Origin of the sequence: Clostridium sp. SY8519 (genome assembly GCF_000270305.1) — a bacterium.
Lineage (GTDB): Bacteria > Bacillota > Clostridia > Lachnospirales > Lachnospiraceae > SY8519.
The window spans coordinates 695,488-712,874 of sequence record NC_015737.1 but is presented as its reverse complement, the minus strand read 5'-3'; the positions used below and the strand labels follow the sequence as shown (position 1 = coordinate 712,874).

The window sequence follows — 17,387 nt, the reverse complement described above, 5'->3', positions numbered from 1 at the left end:
GCAATGGAACTCAGTATGGAACAGAAGACAGCCATGGGAGTTCAGTATATTCTGAACCGGTTAAGTCCCTCCTCCCCTTACGGACAGGAGCGGGTACGGCGGATGGAACCCTATCCGCGGGAGCAGAAGGCCCAGCTGGAAGAAGAGCTGTACAATCTGACCTGTCTGATTACACACGGACAGGAGATCCGGAGCCTGAAGACAGAGATTCAGCGGGCTTTTATGCAGATGAAAGACATCCGTCCGGCACTGCGCAAAGGGCGGGAAATGGTGCTGTCAGATCTGGAACTGTTTGAACTGAAGAATTTTCTGCTGTATTCCGACAAGGCAGGCAGACTGGCGGGGCAGCTGACGCGCAGGACGGGAATCCGCGGAATCTGTTACAAAGACACCCGGGAAGCGCTGGATCTGCTGGATCCGGACGGAAGACGCATCCCCTCCTTTGCGGTCTATGACAGTTATTCCCCGGAACTTGCGGAGATTCGCACGCGCAAGCGGCAGCTGGAGCGTCAGATGGAGACCGCGCGGCAGGATGGGGCGCGCTGGGAAGAACTGCGGGAGGCCCGTACCCGGGAAGTGATCCGGGAAGAGGCGGAAGAAGCCGCGGTTCGGCAGCGGCTTACCGATGCGCTGCTTCCGTATTTTGATGCCATACAGGCCAACGCGGATATGACGGGACGGCTGGATCTGCTGTTTGAAAAGCAGCGGGCAGCCGGATTCGGCAGACATTGTGTATGCCCTGAGATTACAGAGCGCCATCTGATGATCCGGACCGCGGAAAATCCGTGGGTAGCCTCTGTCCTGCGGGAGAAGGGGCTGGAATTTACGCCGCTGTCTATTGCGCTGGAGTATGGAACAGGGGTGATCACCGGCGCCAACATGGGAGGAAAGAGTGTGGCGCTGCAGACCATTGCCCTGAATACCTGGCTGGCACTCTGCGGTTTTTATGTTTATGCGAAGGAAGCGCGGATTCCGCTGTTTGACAATATCATGATTATTTCAGAGGAAACCCAGTCGGTGAAACGGGGGCTGTCCAGCTTTGGCGCGCAGATTGTGCAAGTCAAACAGATGATTGACCGTATCCCGGATCAGTTTTGCTTCCTGATTATGGACGAGTTCGCGCGGGGGACCAATCCGGAAGAAGGAGCCGCGCTGGTGCGTGCCGTTACGAGGTATCTGAATGAATGTAAGGTGATCGCCCTTCTGGTGACCCATTTTGATCATGTGGCGGAATATGCCCGGGTGCATTATCAGGTGGCGGGGCTGCGTGATATGGATATGGGGCAGGTGAGCAGAGAAATTGCGGCCGCCGGCGAGGAACGCGCCGTATCTGTGATCGCGGAACACATGAATTACGGCATTTTCCGTGTGGAGCGGGAAGCGGACTGCCCGAAAGACGCCTTTCGCATCTGCCGGCTGCTTGGCCTGCAGGATGCGGTGATGGACCGTCTGGAAGAGCCGCAGAAGGCGGAACCGGCAGACTGCTTCCCCGGGAGGGACGGAAGAGGCAGAATATAAGAAACAGGTCCGGACAGGGCAGCCAGACTGAAACACGGCCGCCGGACCGGAAGGAGAAGAAGGGCATGGCGCTTAGCATCAAAGACATCATTGAACGAAACTTTTTCCCAGGTACGGTTCTTATGACCGGGCGGGAGAGCGCGGGCAATCTGATCGGCTGGGTCAATGTGCAGGAAATCCTGGATTCCACGGATATGGTACAGCCGGGGGAACTGCTGCTGACCACCGGGTATGACCTGGGGGATTTCCGCCAGCATCAGAACCTGATTCCACGCATGAAGTCCCGGGGTGTGGTGGGGATGATGATTCAGACCGGCTATTATCAGGAATCCGTGCCGGTCTATCTTCTGGAGGCCGGCCGCAAGTATCATTTTCCGATTCTGGAACTGCCGGCAAAATACAGTTTTTCCGAGGTGCTGCGCACCCTGATTACCGAAATCAGCAAAGATACTGTGCTGGACAATCATAGTTTTTTGGACAGCAGGTATTTTCTGCCCTTTATCCGGGAACGCTGCCTGTACGCCAGGAAGAACCGGGATCTTTCCAATGAGATCATCTGGCTTACGGCGGTTTCCGCGGCAAATGTATACGTGGAGGATACGATTGAGCTAAAGGAGGCCTATAGCAGGATCCGTACCGTTCTGATGCAGAACAGCAGCACCTTCATCGGAGATTCGGCATCCGGAGGACAGGCCGTGTATTGCGTGGCACTGGAAAACGCCGAACAGCTGAAAGTGATGGGCAGCAGTCTGCAGGTGCTTTTGACAGAACTTTCCGATAATCGGGAACTCCAGCTGTTTGCCGCAATGGATGAAGTCCGGGAACTGGGGGATCTGGAAGTGAGTTTTCGCCACTGCACGAAAATTTTCGAGATGTTCCATGGGATCCGTGCCCTGCGTGGGGTGTGCCGCTATCAGCATGTGGACTTCCTGCGCCGGTTTTCGGATCTGTACCGGGACAATCAGATTTTCGCGCGGAGCAATGAAGTGCTGCAGATCCTGCTGCGCAAGGACAGGGAAGGAGAAGGCGACTACCTGCATACACTCCGTGTGCTGATCGAGGAACAGGGCAATATCACCAAAACAGCCAAGCGCCTATTTGTGCACCGGCACACCCTGCAGAACCGTCTGCAGGTCATCTGGGATCTGACCGGAATGGATTATGAGGATTATTATTCCCGGCTGTTTCTGAGTCTTTCCATGCTGATTTATGATTATTACGGAATCTGAGGATTCCCGGAAAAGTGCCCTGCCGTCTGATGGAAAAATCAGGCGGCAGGGCACTTTTTTTGGCACGTCCGGCGTGGCATGGAACCAGCGAGGGAGAGGTCTGGAAAACTGTGCAGAAATCCGGGATGAGGGCAGTGCACGCGTCTCTGGTTTTTCTCAGTATCACGTTAAAAGAGTAAAATCGTGCAAGATTATCCAAAGTGTCCATTTTCAAATACAATATTGAGCCACTTTGGCAGATGTGAAAAAAACGTGAAATTGATAAAATAATTTCAAACAAAACGCAAAGATTCTGATAACAGGAAAATTATGAAGGAAATGAAGGAGGAAAAAAGAAGATGAAATCCATGATTCGACTGAGAATGAGTGCCCATGACGCGCACTACGGAGGCAATCTGGTGGACGGCGCCCGGATGCTGGGCCTGTTCGGCGATGTGGCAACAGAACTTCTGATCATGAATGATGGTGACGAAGGACTGTTTAAAGCATATGACAATGTGGAGTTTCTTGCGCCGGTATATGCCGGAGATTATATCGAGGCAGTGGGAGAGATCGTTGAGACAGGAAACTCTTCCAGAAAGATGGTATTTGAAGCCCGCAAAGTGATTGCGCCCCGTCCGGATATCAACGATTCCGCCTGTGATGTGCTGGAGGAACCGATTGTGGTATGCAGGGCCAGCGGTACCTGTGTGGTGCTGAAGGACAGACAGAGGGGCAAAAAGTAAAGAGCGGAACAGAAAAAGGAGAGGGAAAGGAAAAAGGGCAAAAGAACGAAAGAAGGAAAAGAGGGGAAAACCTATGGAGAAGCTGATCATAACCGCTTGTATCTGCGGCGCGGAAGTTACCAAAGAACATAATCCGGCGGTTCCTTATACCGTGGAGGAGATTGCGCGGGAAGCAAAAAGCGCGTATGACGCAGGCGCTTCCATCATCCATCTGCATGTGCGGGAAGACGACGGCACGCCGACTCAGAGCAGAGAGCGGTTTGCGGAATGCATGGAAGCGATCCGCGGCCTGTGTCCGGATGTGATTATTCAGCCATCCACCGGCGGCGCAGTGGGGATGAGCAACGAAGAGCGGCTGGCTCCGACGGCGCTGCGACCGGAAATGGCGACGCTGGACTGCGGTACCTGCAATTTCGGCGGAGATGAGATCTTTGTAAATACCGAGAATATGATCCGCGCGTTTGCGGAAAATATGAAGGAATACGGGATTAAGCCGGAGCTGGAGGTGTTTGACAAGGGCATGGTGGATATGGCCATCCGCCTGCACCGCAAAGGCTTTATCCAGGCGCCGATGCATTTTGATTTTGTTATGGGGGTCAACGGGGGAATTTCAGGAGAACCCAGGGATCTGCTGTTTATGGCAGAAAGCATTCCGGCCGGTTCCACCTGGACGGTATCCGGTGTCGGCAAGGCAGAGTATCCGATGATCACCATGGGAATTCTGATGGGCGGCCATGTGCGCGTGGGATTTGAGGATAATGTATATCTGGAAAAGGGGGTTCTTGCCGAATCCAACGGCGCCATGGTTGAGAAAGTGGTACGAATCGCAAAAGAACTGGGCCGCGCAGTGGCGTCTCCGGCGGAAGCCAGGGAGATCTTAGGGCTTTTGCCGCGATAACAGGAAAGGAGAAGCTTGAAAATGGCAGAATTAAAGGGGAATAAATACGGAATTCACAGAGTGATTGAACCGCAGGGTGTGCTGACACAGGCTGCGGCAAAAATCGATAACGATATGACAAAACGTTACAGCAACGAGATTATCTGTGACGTGATTTCACTGAATATCGATTCGGCGTCCTTTACACAGATCGAAGAGGCCTGTGACCATGATCTGGAACGGATCAAAACCATGATCCTGGATATTGTGGCAGAAAAAGGCAAAATGCAGAATCCGGTCACCGGATCCGGCGGCATGTTTATCGGAACGGTATCTTACATTGGGGAAGATCTGGATATCGATCTGAAAGAGGGGGATAAGATCGCGTCTCTGGTATCTCTGTCCATGACGCCGTTAAGAATTGACGAAATCAAAGCCATTCATCCGGAGATCGACCGGGTGGATATCGTGGGACAGGCCGTATTGTTTGAAAGCGCGTTGTACGCCAAGCTGCCGGAGGATATCAGCGAGCCGCTGGCACTGGCAGCGCTGGATGTGGCAGGCGCGCCGGCACAGACCGCCAAACTGGTGCAGTCCGGGCAGAGTGTCCTGATCCTGGGCGGAGCAGGCAAATCCGGCATGCTGTGCTGCTACGAAGCCATGAAGCGTGTCGGCCCTACCGGCAGGGTAGTTGCCATGGATTACAGTCAGGACGGAATTGATGAACTGAAATCCATCGGCGTCTGCCATGAGGCGTTTCAGGCCAGCGCGGCGCTTCCGGTGGACGTGCTGGAAAAGGCGCTGGCAGCCAACGGCGGCAGAGAATATGACGTGGCCATCTGCTGTGTCAATGTAAACAACTGTGAAATGTCAGCGATTCTTCCGGTGCATGACGGGGGTGTGGTATATTTCTTCTCCATGGCAACCAGCTTTACCAAAGCGGCGCTGGGGGCAGAGGGCGTAGGAAAAGACATTACCATGATCATCGGAAACGGATATACCAAAGGCCATGCGGAGATTACACTGCAGGAACTGAGGGAAAATGCGGCAATCCGGGAGATTTTTGACCGGAAATACGTATAATTCCGGCCGGCGGCAGCCGGCAGAGGGGGATCCTTCACAGCATCACGGGAACCGCGTAACAGGGAAACGGCAGCTGTTCCTGTGATGCTGCGGGGGAAAGCAGAACGAATAAAAAACAGGAGAAGGAAAGGGGATTTTTATGAGAAAAAGCAGAGAAAACGGATTATTTGCAGATGTTCCGGATGTGGAGTGGAATGACTGGAAATGGCAGCTGCGCAACCGGATTACCACGGTAGATGATCTGAAAAAATACATGAATCTGACACAGGAGGAAGAAGAGGGGATCCATGAGTGTCTGAAAACTCTGCGTATGGCGATTACACCGTATTATCTGTCACTGATTGATCTGGATGATCCGGATGATCCGATCCGAAAACAGGCGATTCCGACGAAAAAGGAACTGCATGTATCCGACGCGGATCTGACCGATCCGCTGCATGAAGACACGGATTCTCCGGTACCGGGACTTACCCACCGCTATCCGGACCGCGTCCTGTTTCTGATTACGGACCAGTGCTCCATGTACTGCAGACACTGCACCAGAAGAAGATTTGCCGGTCAGCATGACTGCAGCGTGCCGGACAATCAGATCGAAAAATGTCTGGATTATATCCGCCGTCATCCGGAAGTCAGAGACGTGCTTTTATCCGGCGGCGACGCCCTGATGATCAATGACAATAAGCTGGAATATATCATTTCCGAACTGCGGAAGATTCCGCATGTGGAAATTGTGCGGATCGGCTCCCGGACACCGGTGGTATGCCCGCAGCGGATCACACCGGAACTGGTGAATATGTTAAAGAAATATCATCCCATCTGGCTGAATACCCATTTCAATCATCCGCGTGAAATCACAGAAGAGAGCGCGGCAGCCTGCGCGAGACTGGCGGACGCCGGTATTCCGCTGGGCAATCAGAGCGTGCTTCTGGCAGGCATCAATGACTGTGTGCACGTAATGATGAAACTGATGCACGAGCTGGTACGCATCCGTGTGCGTCCGTACTACATTTATCAGTGCGATCTGTCCCAGGGGCTGGAGCATTTCCGCACACCGGTATCCAAAGGAATCGAGATCGCGGAGGCTCTGCGGGGACACACATCCGGATTTGCGGTACCGACCTTCGTAGTAGACGCTCCCGGCGGCGGCGGCAAGATTCCTGTAATGCCGGATTACGTGATTTCCCAGACACCTGGTAAAGTGATCCTTCGAAACTACGAGGGTGTGATCACGACCTACACAGAACCGACACATTATGAGAACAAGTGCAACTGCCCGGTATGCCGCGGGGAGCAGAAGGCCCATGTGGTAGGGGTTGCCGCACTGGAGCAGGGACTGGCCATGACCATTGAACCGGCTGACCTGGCGCGTTTCCGCAGGACTAGTGAAAAAGTCTGACAGAAAAACGGATACTCAGGAGCGATACGCGAAAGGAGTATGACAGATATGAGTAAATTAGGGTTAAATCAGGAGCTCATCGATCAGGCCCGCGCCAGTGCCCACAATGTGGCCGTGGATGTACAGGCATTCATCGATGACCATACAACGGTGACAGTAGAGCGTGCCGTATGCCGGCTCCTGGGGATTGACGGAGTGAATGAAGTGGATGTCCCGCTGCCGAACGTGGTGGTGGATCATCTGGCAGAGCGTAACGCGCTGTCCACCGGCGCCGCTTTTTATCTCGGCAATGCCATGGCAGAACTGTCACTGTCTCCGCAGCAGATTGCGGAAAAAGTAGATGCCGGGGAAGTGGATCTGACCAAACTGCCGCTGCATCCGGAAGAAGAAATCCGCGCAGCCGTGCAGCCGGTGGCAGAAGCCATGACAGAACGCATCGCAGCCAATGTAAAGAAAAGAAATGATTATCTGGATTCTTTTGGTGACAAAGAAGGTCCGTACCTGTATCTGATCGTTGCTACAGGCAATATTTACGAAGATATCACCCAGGCTGTGGCAGCGGCCAAACAGGGCGCGGACATTATCGCGGTCATCCGCACCACGGGACAGAGCCTTCTGGATTATGTGCCCTACGGCGCTACCACCGAGGGATTCGGAGGAACTTACGCCACACAGGAAAATTTCCGCCTGATGCGGGAAGCGCTGGACAAAGTAGGGGAAGAGCAGCACCGTTATATCCGGCTGTGCAATTACTGCTCCGGACTCTGCATGCCGGAAATCGCCGCCATGGGCGCGATGGAACGCTTAGACGTCATGCTGAATGACGCGCTGTACGGCATTTTGTTCCGTGACATCAATATGCAGCGGACGCTGATTGACCAGTATTTTTCCCGTGTAATCAACGGATACGCCGGCGTGATCATCAATACCGGCGAAGATAATTATCTGACCACGGCAGACGCTATTGAAGAAGCCCATACCGTGCTGGCTTCCCAGTTCCTGAATGAGCAGTTTGCGCTGGAGGCGGGACTTCCGCCGCAGCAGCAGGGCCTGGGACATGCGTTTGAAATGTCTCCGGAAGTGGAAGACGCATTCCTGCTGGAACTGGCACAGGCGCAGATGGCACGGGAGATTTTCCCGGACGCACCGCTGAAATACATGCCTCCGACCAAATTTATGACCGGAAATATCTTCCGCGGCCATATTCAGGACGCATTATTCAACATGGTGACGATTATGACTGGACAGAAGATTCATTTACTTGGTATGATGACAGAGGCGATTCATACGCCGTTTATGTCTGACCGGGCGCTGGCCATCGAAAACGCGCAGTATATTTTCCGAACCATGAAGGATTTCGGCAGTGAGATCACATTCCGGGAAGGCGGCATCATACAGTCCAGAGCACAGGAAGTGCTCCGCAAAGCAGCGGACCTGCTGGCGCAGATCGAACAGCAGGGAATGTTCGCCACACTGGAAAAAGGTACCTTTGCGGATATCAGGCGTCCCATGGACGGCGGCAAGGGGCTGGATGGCGTCGTGGTAAAGGATCACGCATACTTTAACCCGTTTATCGCACTTATGAAAAAGGAGGTTTGAGTATGAGCAGCGGATTGTATAATATGAACCGGGCGGATTTTGACAAAACCCTGGATCTTACGAAAATCAAACCTTACGGCGACACCATGAACGATGGCAAAGTGCAGCTCAGTTTTACACTTCCGGTAAAAAATGACGAAAGAGGAGAAGAAGCCGCCAGACAGCTGGCACGTCAGATGGGGCTGGAAGATATCAACGTTACTTACAAGGGTACCCTGGATCAGGAATTTACCTTCTATATCGTATACGGGAGCTGTGTGCACACCGTAGACTATACCAATATCCATGTGCAGACGGTGGAAGAAGAGACCATGGGCATGGAAGAGGTGGATGACTTTATCCGGGAGCATTTCGGCAGAAAGATCGTAGTAGTGGGGGCCTCCACGGGGACAGACGCGCATACCGTAGGAATTGATGCCATTATGAACCGCAAGGGATTCGCGGGGCATTACGGCCTGGAACGCTACGAAATGATCGACGCCTACAATCTGGGCAGTCAGGTGCCGAATGAGGAATTTATCGAAAAAGCGAAGGAGCTTCACGCAGATGTACTGTTAGTATCCCAGACGGTTACACAGAAGGATATTCATGTGAAGAATCTGACAAACCTGGTGGAACTGCTGGAAGCAGAAGAACTTCGCGACAAATTTGTCCTGATCTGCGGCGGCGCGCGCATTACGCATGAGCTGGCCAAGGAACTGGGCTATGACGCCGGATTCGGCGCAGGCAAATTCGCGGATGATGTGGCGACCTTTGCTGTGACGGAGATGGTCAGACGAGGGTTTCATTAAAAAACGGTCACAGAGGGTGGCCGGAGGCATAGAAGACAGCGCGGCTCCTGCCTGCCGGAAGCAGCAGGCAGGAAGGCCGTGCAGACAGCGGGAGGCAGAGTATGAAAGGATATGTTCATATCTATGAAGGAGACGGCAAAGGCAAGACCACAGCGGCAGTCGGACTGGCGGTCCGGTGCGCCGGCAGCGGTCAGAAAGTCCTGTTCAGCCAGTTCCTGAAAGGCAATACCTCCAGCGAACTTCAGGTTCTCCGAAACATACCGGAAGTGACTGTTTTTGAAAATTCCAATCACTATGGTTTTACATTTCAGATGACCGATGAGGAAAAAGGACAGGCCAGACAGCATTACCGAGACCATTTCAGAGACGTTACAGAGGAAGCCGGGAAACAGCAGGCGCGTCTGCTGGTACTGGACGAGATCATTGACGCGTGCAATCTTGGAATGGTAGAGGAAGAAGAGGTCTGCCGCTTCCTCAGAAGCAGGCCACAGGACATGGAGGTCGTTATGACCGGTCGGAATCCGTCGGATCAGCTGCTTGCGCTGGCCGATTATGTGACGCATTTCGCCAAGATCCGGCATCCGTATGACCAGGGGGTCGCTGCCAGAAAGGGAATTGAAATGTAAGACGCAGGCAGGGGAGCGGACAGAAGGGGAGTGTCTCTGCCCAATCCTCACAAAAGAGGGGAGTCATGTATGAAAAGGAAAAAATCCAACTCAGGAAAACCCGCGATATGGCGTAACTGGAAGCTTTACATGCTTCTGGCGGCTCTGGCGGTTGTTGTGCTGTGTCCGGCCATTGCGATGGCAGCCACGGAAGAGGCAGCGCCCAAGCCGCATCTGTATGCCACATTCTGGTCACTGGTGCCGCCCATTGTGGCAATTGCGCTGGCGCTGATCACAAAGGAAGTATACAGTTCCCTGTGTATCGGTGTCATTGTCGGCGGTCTGCTGGCATCCAATTTCCGCTTTGAAGGAACGATGACCACTATTTTTTCCGGCGGTTTTGTAAAAGTGCTGTCGGATTCCTACAATGTTGGTATTCTGATTTTCCTGGTGATTCTGGGCATGGTGGTGGCCCTGATGAACAAGACCGGCGGCTCGGCGGCGTTCGGGCGCTGGGCATCAAAGAAGATAAAGACCAGGATCGGCGCGCAGCTGACCACCGTGCTTCTGGGCTGCCTGATCTTTATTGATGACTATTTCAACTGCCTGACGGTAGGATCGGTTATGCGTCCGGTTACGGATAAACATCAGGTATCCAGAGCGAAACTGGCATACCTGATTGACGCCACAGCAGCACCGGTCTGCATCATTTCTCCGATTTCTTCCTGGGCAGCGGCAGTTACCGGCTTTGTAGAGGGAGAAGACGGATTCAGCCTGTTTGTATCCGCGATTCCCTACAACTATTACGCACTGCTGACAATCGTTATGATGATTGCCATTACCCTGTGGCGGTTTGACTATGGTCCGATGCGTCTGCATGAAGATAATGCCATCAAAGGCGATCTGTTTACCACAGGCGAGGAGAAGTTTGAAGAAGTTCAGGCAAAAGATCCGGAACGCGGCCACGTGATGGATATGCTTTTCCCGATTATCATGCTGATCATCTGCTGTATCATCGGAATGCTTTATACCGGCGGTATCTTTGACGGTGTATCTGTAATCGAAGCGTTCTCCAACTGTGACGCGTCCGTGGGACTTTCCATGGGAAGCTTCGTGGCATTGATTATCACCCTGATTTATTACCTGTGCCGCCGTTCCCTGACCTTCAAGGAATGCATGGAATGTATGCCGGCAGGTTTTAAGGCAATGGTTCCGGCGATCCTGATCCTGACCTTCGCATGGTCCCTGAAAGCCATTACAGATATTCTGGGCGCAAAGGAATTTGTGGCAGGTATGATGGCTCATTCGGCAGCAGGCATGCAGATGATGCTTCCGGCAATCATCTTTGCCGTAGCCGTAGGTCTGGCATTCGCTACCGGTACTTCCTGGGGTACGTTCGGTATCCTGATTCCGATCGTAGTAGCCGTATTCCAGGCAACCGATCACAGAATGCTGGTCATCGGCATCTCTGCCTGCATGGCAGGCGCGGTATGCGGCGACCACTGCTCACCGATCTCTGATACCACGATTATGGCCAGCGCGGGAGCGCAGTCCAATCATATCAATCATGTCAATACACAGCTGCCGTACGCGCTGACAGTAGCAGCGGTATCCGCAATCTGCTATGTGATCGCGGCACTGCTGAAGAATCCGGTGATTTCTCTGATCATTGCAGTTGCAATTATGCTGGGTGTTCTGGTTGTTATCCGTAAAGTCGTGGGCAAGGAAAAAGTTCCGGCTGCAGATGTGAAAGAATAACGGTCTGGCCGGATACAGAAGAAAAATGTGGAAAGACGCAGTGATCCGCAGAGCGGATGACTGAGAATGGATGGAGAGAAAATGACATACGTTTATACAATGCAGGCATTTGCATCTGCTCCGGATGAGGGGAATGCGGCTGGCGTTGTACTGCAGGAGGCGCCGGGAGATCCGGCGCCTCCTGTGGTTTGCGGCAGCGGCCTCAGGGAAGAGGCGATGCAGCGGCTGGCGGCAGAGCTGAATTATTCGGAAACCGCCTTTGTACAGTCCGTTGGTTCGAATACCGTTCGGATCCGCTATTTTACCCCGCTGCGGGAGATCGAAATGTGCGGCCACGCAACCGTTGCTTCCTTTGCGCTGCTTCTGGAACGGGGCATACTGGCGCCGGGCCGGTGGATTTTGGAAACACAGGAGGCAAGTTACCGGGTTCTGGCAGAACCGGACCGTATCTGGATCGATTTCGGTATGCCGCAGCCGGAGGAAGTGCTGACAGGGGAACAGACGGCGGAACTGTGCCGGGCATACGGACTGACGCCGGAAGATCTGGCAGACGCAGACCGGCTGCCGGTGCAGAAGATTACAGCAGGGATTCCGGACATTCATATGATTGTCCGGGATCAGGAGACGCTGCTGCGGGCAGAGCAGGACGCGGAGGCGGTGTGTGAAATCTCCCGGCGGCTGCAGGCAGTAGGGGTGCATATGAGCTGTATCGAAGAACTGCAGGAGAGGAAGATCCGCTGCAGCAATTTCGCACCTCTGTACGGAATTGCGGAAGAATGCGCCACAGGCACGGCCAATGCCGGACTGACCGCCCTGCTGTACAGCAGGGGATTCCTTGCGGCAGACACGCAGGTGCGCATTCTCCAGGGGGAGCATATGCATCGGCTGGGACATCTCTGGGGCAGGGCAGAAAGCCGGGTGGATGGGATTCATGTGATGATCGGCGGGCAGGCAGTCTGTACCGGAAGTTTTCAGAAAAAGGAGGAATGAGACCGCCGGCAGATCAGTAATATGCAGTAAAAACCGGGCGCAGCCGGAGGGAATTCTGACAGGAGTCAGCCCTCTGGCTGCGCCCGGCTGATGCGTGAACTGTGTTTGCGTCAGGCCGGATCCGGGGATTACAGCCTTGGTTTTGCCTTGCGGATAACTGCCGGCAGAAAGAAGGAAAAGACGACAATGCCGGCGCCCACCCCCAGCTGCCAGTAGAACAGTTCATGCAGAAGAAGGACGCCCATGACGGCGGCAAAGACACTCTCAAAAGAAAGAAGGATCCCGCTGGCTGTGGTAGAAACACGTTTCATGCCGAAAAGGCACAGGAAGAAGGGGAGAATGGTGCAGACGACAGCCAGATAGACCAGTCCGCCAAACGCAGGCAGGGTGATGCCGCCGTGATAATCCCCTACAATCAGTGAGCAGAAGATGGAGAGGACCGCGGTGACGGTGATCTGGATGGCATTCAGCAGACCGGTATCATACTCCCGGGAGTATTTGGCGGATACTACAATGTAGATGGCATAGCACATCGCGCAGGCCAGGCAGTAGATATCACCGATCTGGAATCCGCCCAGATTGCCTCCTACGATAAAGCATACGCCCACCATGCAGACCACAGCGGTCAGGACATCAATCCGGGCGGGGCGCCTGCGCCGGATGAGCCAGTAGGCCAGGGGAAGCAGGATGATATAGGAGGCGATCAGCAGGGAAGAACGGGAGGTAGTGGTATACTGAAGCCCTACGGTAAAGGTAAAGAATTCCCCGAAAAGAAAAATCCCCATAATCGTACCGGAAAGCACCATTTTCCAGGTCAGGAGCCTGCGTTTCGGCAGATAGGCCGCCAGCATGATGGCGGCAGCGATGGCATAACGGACAGCCAGCAGAAAACAGGGTGGGATATCAGCAATCAGCTGTTTGACAAAAATATATGCAGTTGCCCAGAAAAAAGCGGATACCAGCAGTGCGGCGGTTCCGGCAGTCTTTGCTTTTGTCATGGATGTACATCACCTCACGGGAATTTGATTGTTTACGGGTTGCTGTGGCAGACAGAAGCTGCCACCTTTATTGTGCATGAAAAAATGCAAAGGAAAAAGGGCCAGACTGTCCTGAAAGATATCCGGAAAATGGACACATTGTACATGGAGTTCCACAGGATCCGAACCGCGTGCAGTGGATAAGATAATGCATGGACCGGTGAAAAGTCAAGACTGCAATCAGAAAAAAATCTGTGATACGCTGTTGCAGGAAAAAAACCGGGGCGGAATATGTTTCCGGCTGAAATACGTCAGATCTGCCCGGACGGCGGAGAAAGCCGGCAGACTGCAGATACGGGAGGAAAAGATGGAGTACACGGACACCTCAGAAATTACCGAATACCTGAAGCAGAACGGATTCAGCACCAGGCACCTGCTGGATGCCTGGAAAGAAGACAGAAGCATCTATTATATCACCGGGATTTCCGGAATTCCCGGGACCCAGACCATGATTCAGGTGGAGCCGCAGTGCCGGCGGTATCGGAACAAGGGGATGCGTCCCGGCAGTGTGTGGACCGACTGGGTGCCTGTGATCAGCTGACGAACCGGAAACGCGGCAGTCAGCCGGCACAGTTATGCAAATACTGCATGAAACAGGACGTAACAGAACAGAACGATCTGCCATGAAATTGTATATAATATCCTTGCAGAGAGATAAACGGGAAACCTGAGTATCAGAAAGAGGTAGTTTAGCATGGCAGATATCAAGGCAGTAAGGGCATTTCGTCCGGATAAGGACAATGTGGCGGTAGTCACCGATCTGGACATGGACAATGTAAATGAGAAAATTCGGAGCGGAGAGCTGTATCAGTACCACCGGCCGTCTTTTTTTATTTACGAGGTATCTTCCGGGAATGAGACGCAGATCGGACTGATCGGCACGGCGTCTGTGGACGATTACATAGAAGGAAAGATCCGGAATCATATGGCCATAGATATGGAAGCGGACCCGGAGATTATCGAGGCGATCGAAGACACCGGCGTGCAGGAATATCCGGTGGTACTGACCTACCCGGATCAGAGATACATCACCAAATTGATTGAAATCAAGCGGGAGTGGGCCGGCGCGCCGCTGTACCATTTCACTGCGTTAAATGGTGTGACCCATACCATTTATTCCATGGATGAGGGCGCGGATGTTGCAAATATGATGGACGCGTTTGCCGGCGTGCCGTATCTGTATGTGGTGGAAGGACAGGAGATGGCGGCGTCCATTGCGTCGCTGGAAATGTTCCGCAGGGAGAATGAGCAGGAAGGACCGGCCTATGACAGGTTCCTTACACTTCTGCTTCCCTATGAGATTGTGAAAAACGACAGGTGCTGGCTGCTGGATGAGGTGCTGGATATGCTGTTTACTTATAAGTTTGAGTAAAGATACGGGGACACGCCGGTTTCTTCTGAAGAAGCCGGCGTGTTTTTTTCGGAACCTGTGAAAAGAAAGGAAACAGACATTCTGCCGCCAGAATATGTTATAATTTTAACCGGTCAGTCGGACCGGATCAGAGAGACGAAGGAAATCGGCAGACGCCGATCAGAACATACAGGAAGGAAGTCAGAATTATGGCATGGTATGAAGAGGCTGTTTTTTATCATATTTACCCGCTGGGGCTTACGGGGGCTCCGAAGCAGAATCAGGGAGGACCGGTGGAGCATCGGCTGCTGACGCTCATTCCCTGGCTGGATCATATGGTGGAAATCGGGTGCAGCGCGCTGTACATCGGGCCGCTGCTTGAATCTGTGGGACATGGGTATGAGACCACGGATTACCGGAAAGTGGACAGACGGCTGGGAACCAATGAGGATCTGGCGCTTTTTGTCAGAGAGTGCCACAGCCGGGGAATCCGGGTGATTCTGGATGCCGTATTCAATCATACGGGCAGAGAGTTTTTTGCGTTTCAGGATCTGAAGAAAAACCGTGAAGCGTCCAGGTACCGGGACTGGTACCGAAATGTGGATTTTTCCGGAAATAATGAGTACGGGGACGGATTCAGCTATGAAAACTGGGGCGGATACAATTTGCTGCCCAAACTGAACCAGTGCAATCCGGAGGTGGTTCGCTATCACAAGGAGACGGTGCAGTTCTGGGTGGATACGTTTGCGATCGACGGACTGCGGCTGGACGCGGCGAATGTACTGGATTTCGGCTTTATGCATGAACTCAGAATGCAGGCAGACCAGATCCGGCCGGACTTCTGGCTGATGGGAGAGGTCATTGGCGGAGAGTATATCCGGTGGGCCAATCCGGAACATCTCCACGCGGTGACCAATTTTGTCCTGCACAAAGCGCTGTATTCTGCGCATAATGATCACAATTATTTTGAAATCGCCCATAACGTGAAACGTCTGTATGATATGGGAGGAAGCAGGACTGCCGGACTGGGACTGTATAATTTCTCGGATAACCATGATTTCAATCGAATCATGTCGATGCTTCACAATCAGGCGCATTACACGCCGGTACAGATTCTGGTATACACACTGCCCGGTGTGCCGGCAGTTTATTACGGAACAGAATTCGGCCTGGAAGGATGCAAGGGACCGGATTCGGATGACGCCCTGCGTCCGGCGCTGAATCTGTCCGATTACGCGGATGCGGTCCGGGAGAATCCGTGCACGGCGCTGATTGCGGCCCTGGGACGGATCCGCCGGCAGAACCGGGCGCTGTCCTACGGAGAGTATCAGGAGCTTTATCTGACGAATCGCCAGTATGCTTTTGCCCGGTATCTGGACGGGGAAGCGGTGCTGGTAACCGTGAATAACGATGATGCGCCGGCAGAAATCAATGTTCCGGATCTGGGCTTTGGCCGGTATCGCGGCGCGCTGTGGGGTACGGCGGCAGGATCGGAACAGGGAAGGCTCTGTCTGACGGTTCCGGGAAATTCCGGGGAAATCTGGCTGCCGGAATCCTGATTCGAGTGAAGTCCGGCGTCCGGAACATCTGGTCCAAGCGAAATCCAGTTTCCGAAAGCCCGGTCCAAGCGAAATCCGGCTGCCGGAATCCTGTCCTGAGGTGAAAACCGGCAGCCGGAAGCCTAGTCAGCGTGAGGAATGCGCAGAATCCGGAAGTGATTTTTGCGGAAATCAATCAGGCCATCTCTGCGCATGCGTCCCAGCTCCTTGGAGAGGGCACTGCGGTCCAGATTCAGATAATCCGCCATCTGCTGCCGGTCAAAAGGGATATCAAATTCACTGCTGTGGCTGGATACCGCCTGGGAAGACAGAAACGCGATCACCCGGTCCCGGATGTTGTGAGGGGACGTGTGGAAACTGCGGGCGGCCAGATGGAAGTTTTTCTGATTGGAAATGGCAAGCAGGTTCATCAGCAGCCGTTCGTGCCAGATTTGGCCGTGGTAGCGGGACAGGGTTTTCCGGCTGGTCTCCAGGAATAAAATCCGGCAGTCCTCGTTGGCTACCGCGTCTGTTAAAAGGGGCAGGTCCCCCTGGAACGCATAGGTTTCGGCAAAGACATCACCGGGACGGATATGGCTGAGGATGCGCCGGTTGCCCAGAAGATCCATGGATTCGATCCGGACGCTCCCGTACAGCACCAGCCCCAGTGATGATACCGTATCGCCGGCGGAGTAGATTACGGCATCTTTTGCGTAGTTTTTTTCCAAGGCATGGAGTGCAGACCATGCTTTTTTGAGTTCAGCATCCGGAATATCCAGAAACAGGCTGGAATTTCGCCAGTCTGCCATAACAGGTGGGTTCATAATTCGGATTCCTTTCCTTGCTTTTTTTCAGAGTAGAACAGCACAGGGCAGATGTCAAGCCGGGGA

16 protein-coding genes are annotated in these 17,387 nt (G+C 53.5%); 14 read left to right on the top strand and 2 right to left on the bottom strand.

Features of this window, described 5'->3' with window-relative positions:
* The first annotated feature begins 3 nt into the window (after window positions 1–3).
* The 11 genes from CXIVA_RS03355 (at window position 4) to CXIVA_RS03305 (ending at window position 12,571) form a co-directional block, all read left to right on the top strand.
* Window positions 4–1,518 (top strand): hypothetical protein, encoded by a 1,515-nt coding sequence (locus CXIVA_RS03355; protein ID WP_013976618.1) that lies wholly within the window; start codon window positions 4–6, stop codon window positions 1,516–1,518.
* A gap of 65 nt (window positions 1,519–1,583) precedes the next feature.
* On the top strand, window positions 1,584–2,747 hold the full coding sequence (locus tag CXIVA_RS03350; protein WP_013976617.1) for a PucR family transcriptional regulator: 1,164 nt from the start codon (window positions 1,584–1,586) through the stop codon (window positions 2,745–2,747).
* 338 nt (window positions 2,748–3,085) lie between these two features.
* A complete protein-coding gene (locus tag CXIVA_RS03345; protein WP_013976616.1) occupies window positions 3,086–3,472 on the top strand; it encodes a hotdog fold domain-containing protein in 387 nt (128 codons plus the stop codon).
* A gap of 73 nt (window positions 3,473–3,545) precedes the next feature.
* Window positions 3,546–4,370, top strand: a complete 825-nt coding sequence (locus CXIVA_RS03340) for a 3-keto-5-aminohexanoate cleavage protein (protein ID WP_013976615.1) — start codon at window positions 3,546–3,548, stop codon at window positions 4,368–4,370.
* Window positions 4,371–4,391: 21 nt separating this feature from the next.
* Complete coding sequence (locus CXIVA_RS03335) at window positions 4,392–5,432, top strand: hypothetical protein (protein WP_013976614.1); 1,041 nt, start codon at window positions 4,392–4,394, stop codon at window positions 5,430–5,432.
* A 139-nt stretch (window positions 5,433–5,571) separates the two neighbouring features.
* Window positions 5,572–6,828: a lysine 2,3-aminomutase gene (gene ablA / locus CXIVA_RS03330; protein WP_013976613.1), complete on the top strand. Its 1,257-nt coding sequence runs from the start codon at window positions 5,572–5,574 to the stop codon at window positions 6,826–6,828.
* A 39-nt stretch (window positions 6,829–6,867) separates the two neighbouring features.
* Entirely contained in the window at window positions 6,868–8,427 is a 1,560-nt protein-coding gene (locus CXIVA_RS03325; RefSeq protein WP_347475638.1) for a lysine 5,6-aminomutase subunit alpha, read from the top strand.
* A 2-nt stretch (window positions 8,428–8,429) separates the two neighbouring features.
* Window positions 8,430–9,218, top strand: coding sequence for an OAM dimerization domain-containing protein (locus CXIVA_RS03320; RefSeq protein WP_013976611.1), 789 nt, complete (start codon window positions 8,430–8,432; stop codon window positions 9,216–9,218).
* A gap of 101 nt (window positions 9,219–9,319) precedes the next feature.
* A complete protein-coding gene (locus tag CXIVA_RS03315; protein WP_013976610.1) occupies window positions 9,320–9,844 on the top strand; it encodes a cob(I)yrinic acid a,c-diamide adenosyltransferase in 525 nt (174 codons plus the stop codon).
* Between the two features lie 69 nt (window positions 9,845–9,913).
* Window positions 9,914–11,581, top strand: coding sequence for a Na+/H+ antiporter NhaC family protein (locus CXIVA_RS03310; RefSeq protein WP_148267775.1), 1,668 nt, complete (start codon window positions 9,914–9,916; stop codon window positions 11,579–11,581).
* Window positions 11,582–11,662: 81 nt separating this feature from the next.
* Window positions 11,663–12,571 (top strand): PhzF family phenazine biosynthesis protein, encoded by a 909-nt coding sequence (locus tag CXIVA_RS03305; protein WP_013976608.1) that lies wholly within the window; start codon window positions 11,663–11,665, stop codon window positions 12,569–12,571.
* Between the two features lie 128 nt (window positions 12,572–12,699).
* Here the strand turns inward: CXIVA_RS03305 and CXIVA_RS03300 are convergent, their stop codons facing one another.
* Window positions 12,700–13,569 (bottom strand): DMT family transporter, encoded by an 870-nt coding sequence (locus CXIVA_RS03300; protein ID WP_013976607.1) that lies wholly within the window; start codon window positions 13,567–13,569, stop codon window positions 12,700–12,702.
* Between the two features lie 346 nt (window positions 13,570–13,915).
* Between CXIVA_RS03300 and CXIVA_RS14000 the strand changes: the two genes are divergently transcribed.
* The 3 genes from CXIVA_RS14000 (at window position 13,916) to CXIVA_RS03285 (ending at window position 16,518) form a co-directional block, all read left to right on the top strand.
* Window positions 13,916–14,149 carry a hypothetical protein gene (locus CXIVA_RS14000; protein ID WP_013976606.1) on the top strand — a complete coding sequence of 78 codons (234 nt, stop codon included), beginning with the start codon at window positions 13,916–13,918 and terminating at the stop codon, window positions 14,147–14,149.
* Between the two features lie 153 nt (window positions 14,150–14,302).
* Window positions 14,303–14,980 (top strand): DUF1015 family protein, encoded by a 678-nt coding sequence (locus CXIVA_RS03290; RefSeq protein WP_013976605.1) that lies wholly within the window; start codon window positions 14,303–14,305, stop codon window positions 14,978–14,980.
* Window positions 14,981–15,168: 188 nt separating this feature from the next.
* A complete protein-coding gene (locus tag CXIVA_RS03285) occupies window positions 15,169–16,518 on the top strand; it encodes an alpha-amylase family glycosyl hydrolase (protein WP_013976604.1) in 1,350 nt (449 codons plus the stop codon).
* Between the two features lie 122 nt (window positions 16,519–16,640).
* Here the strand turns inward: CXIVA_RS03285 and CXIVA_RS03280 are convergent, their stop codons facing one another.
* Entirely contained in the window at window positions 16,641–17,321 is a 681-nt protein-coding gene (locus CXIVA_RS03280; RefSeq protein WP_013976603.1) for a Crp/Fnr family transcriptional regulator, read from the bottom strand.
* Between the last annotated feature and the right edge of the window lie 66 nt (window positions 17,322–17,387).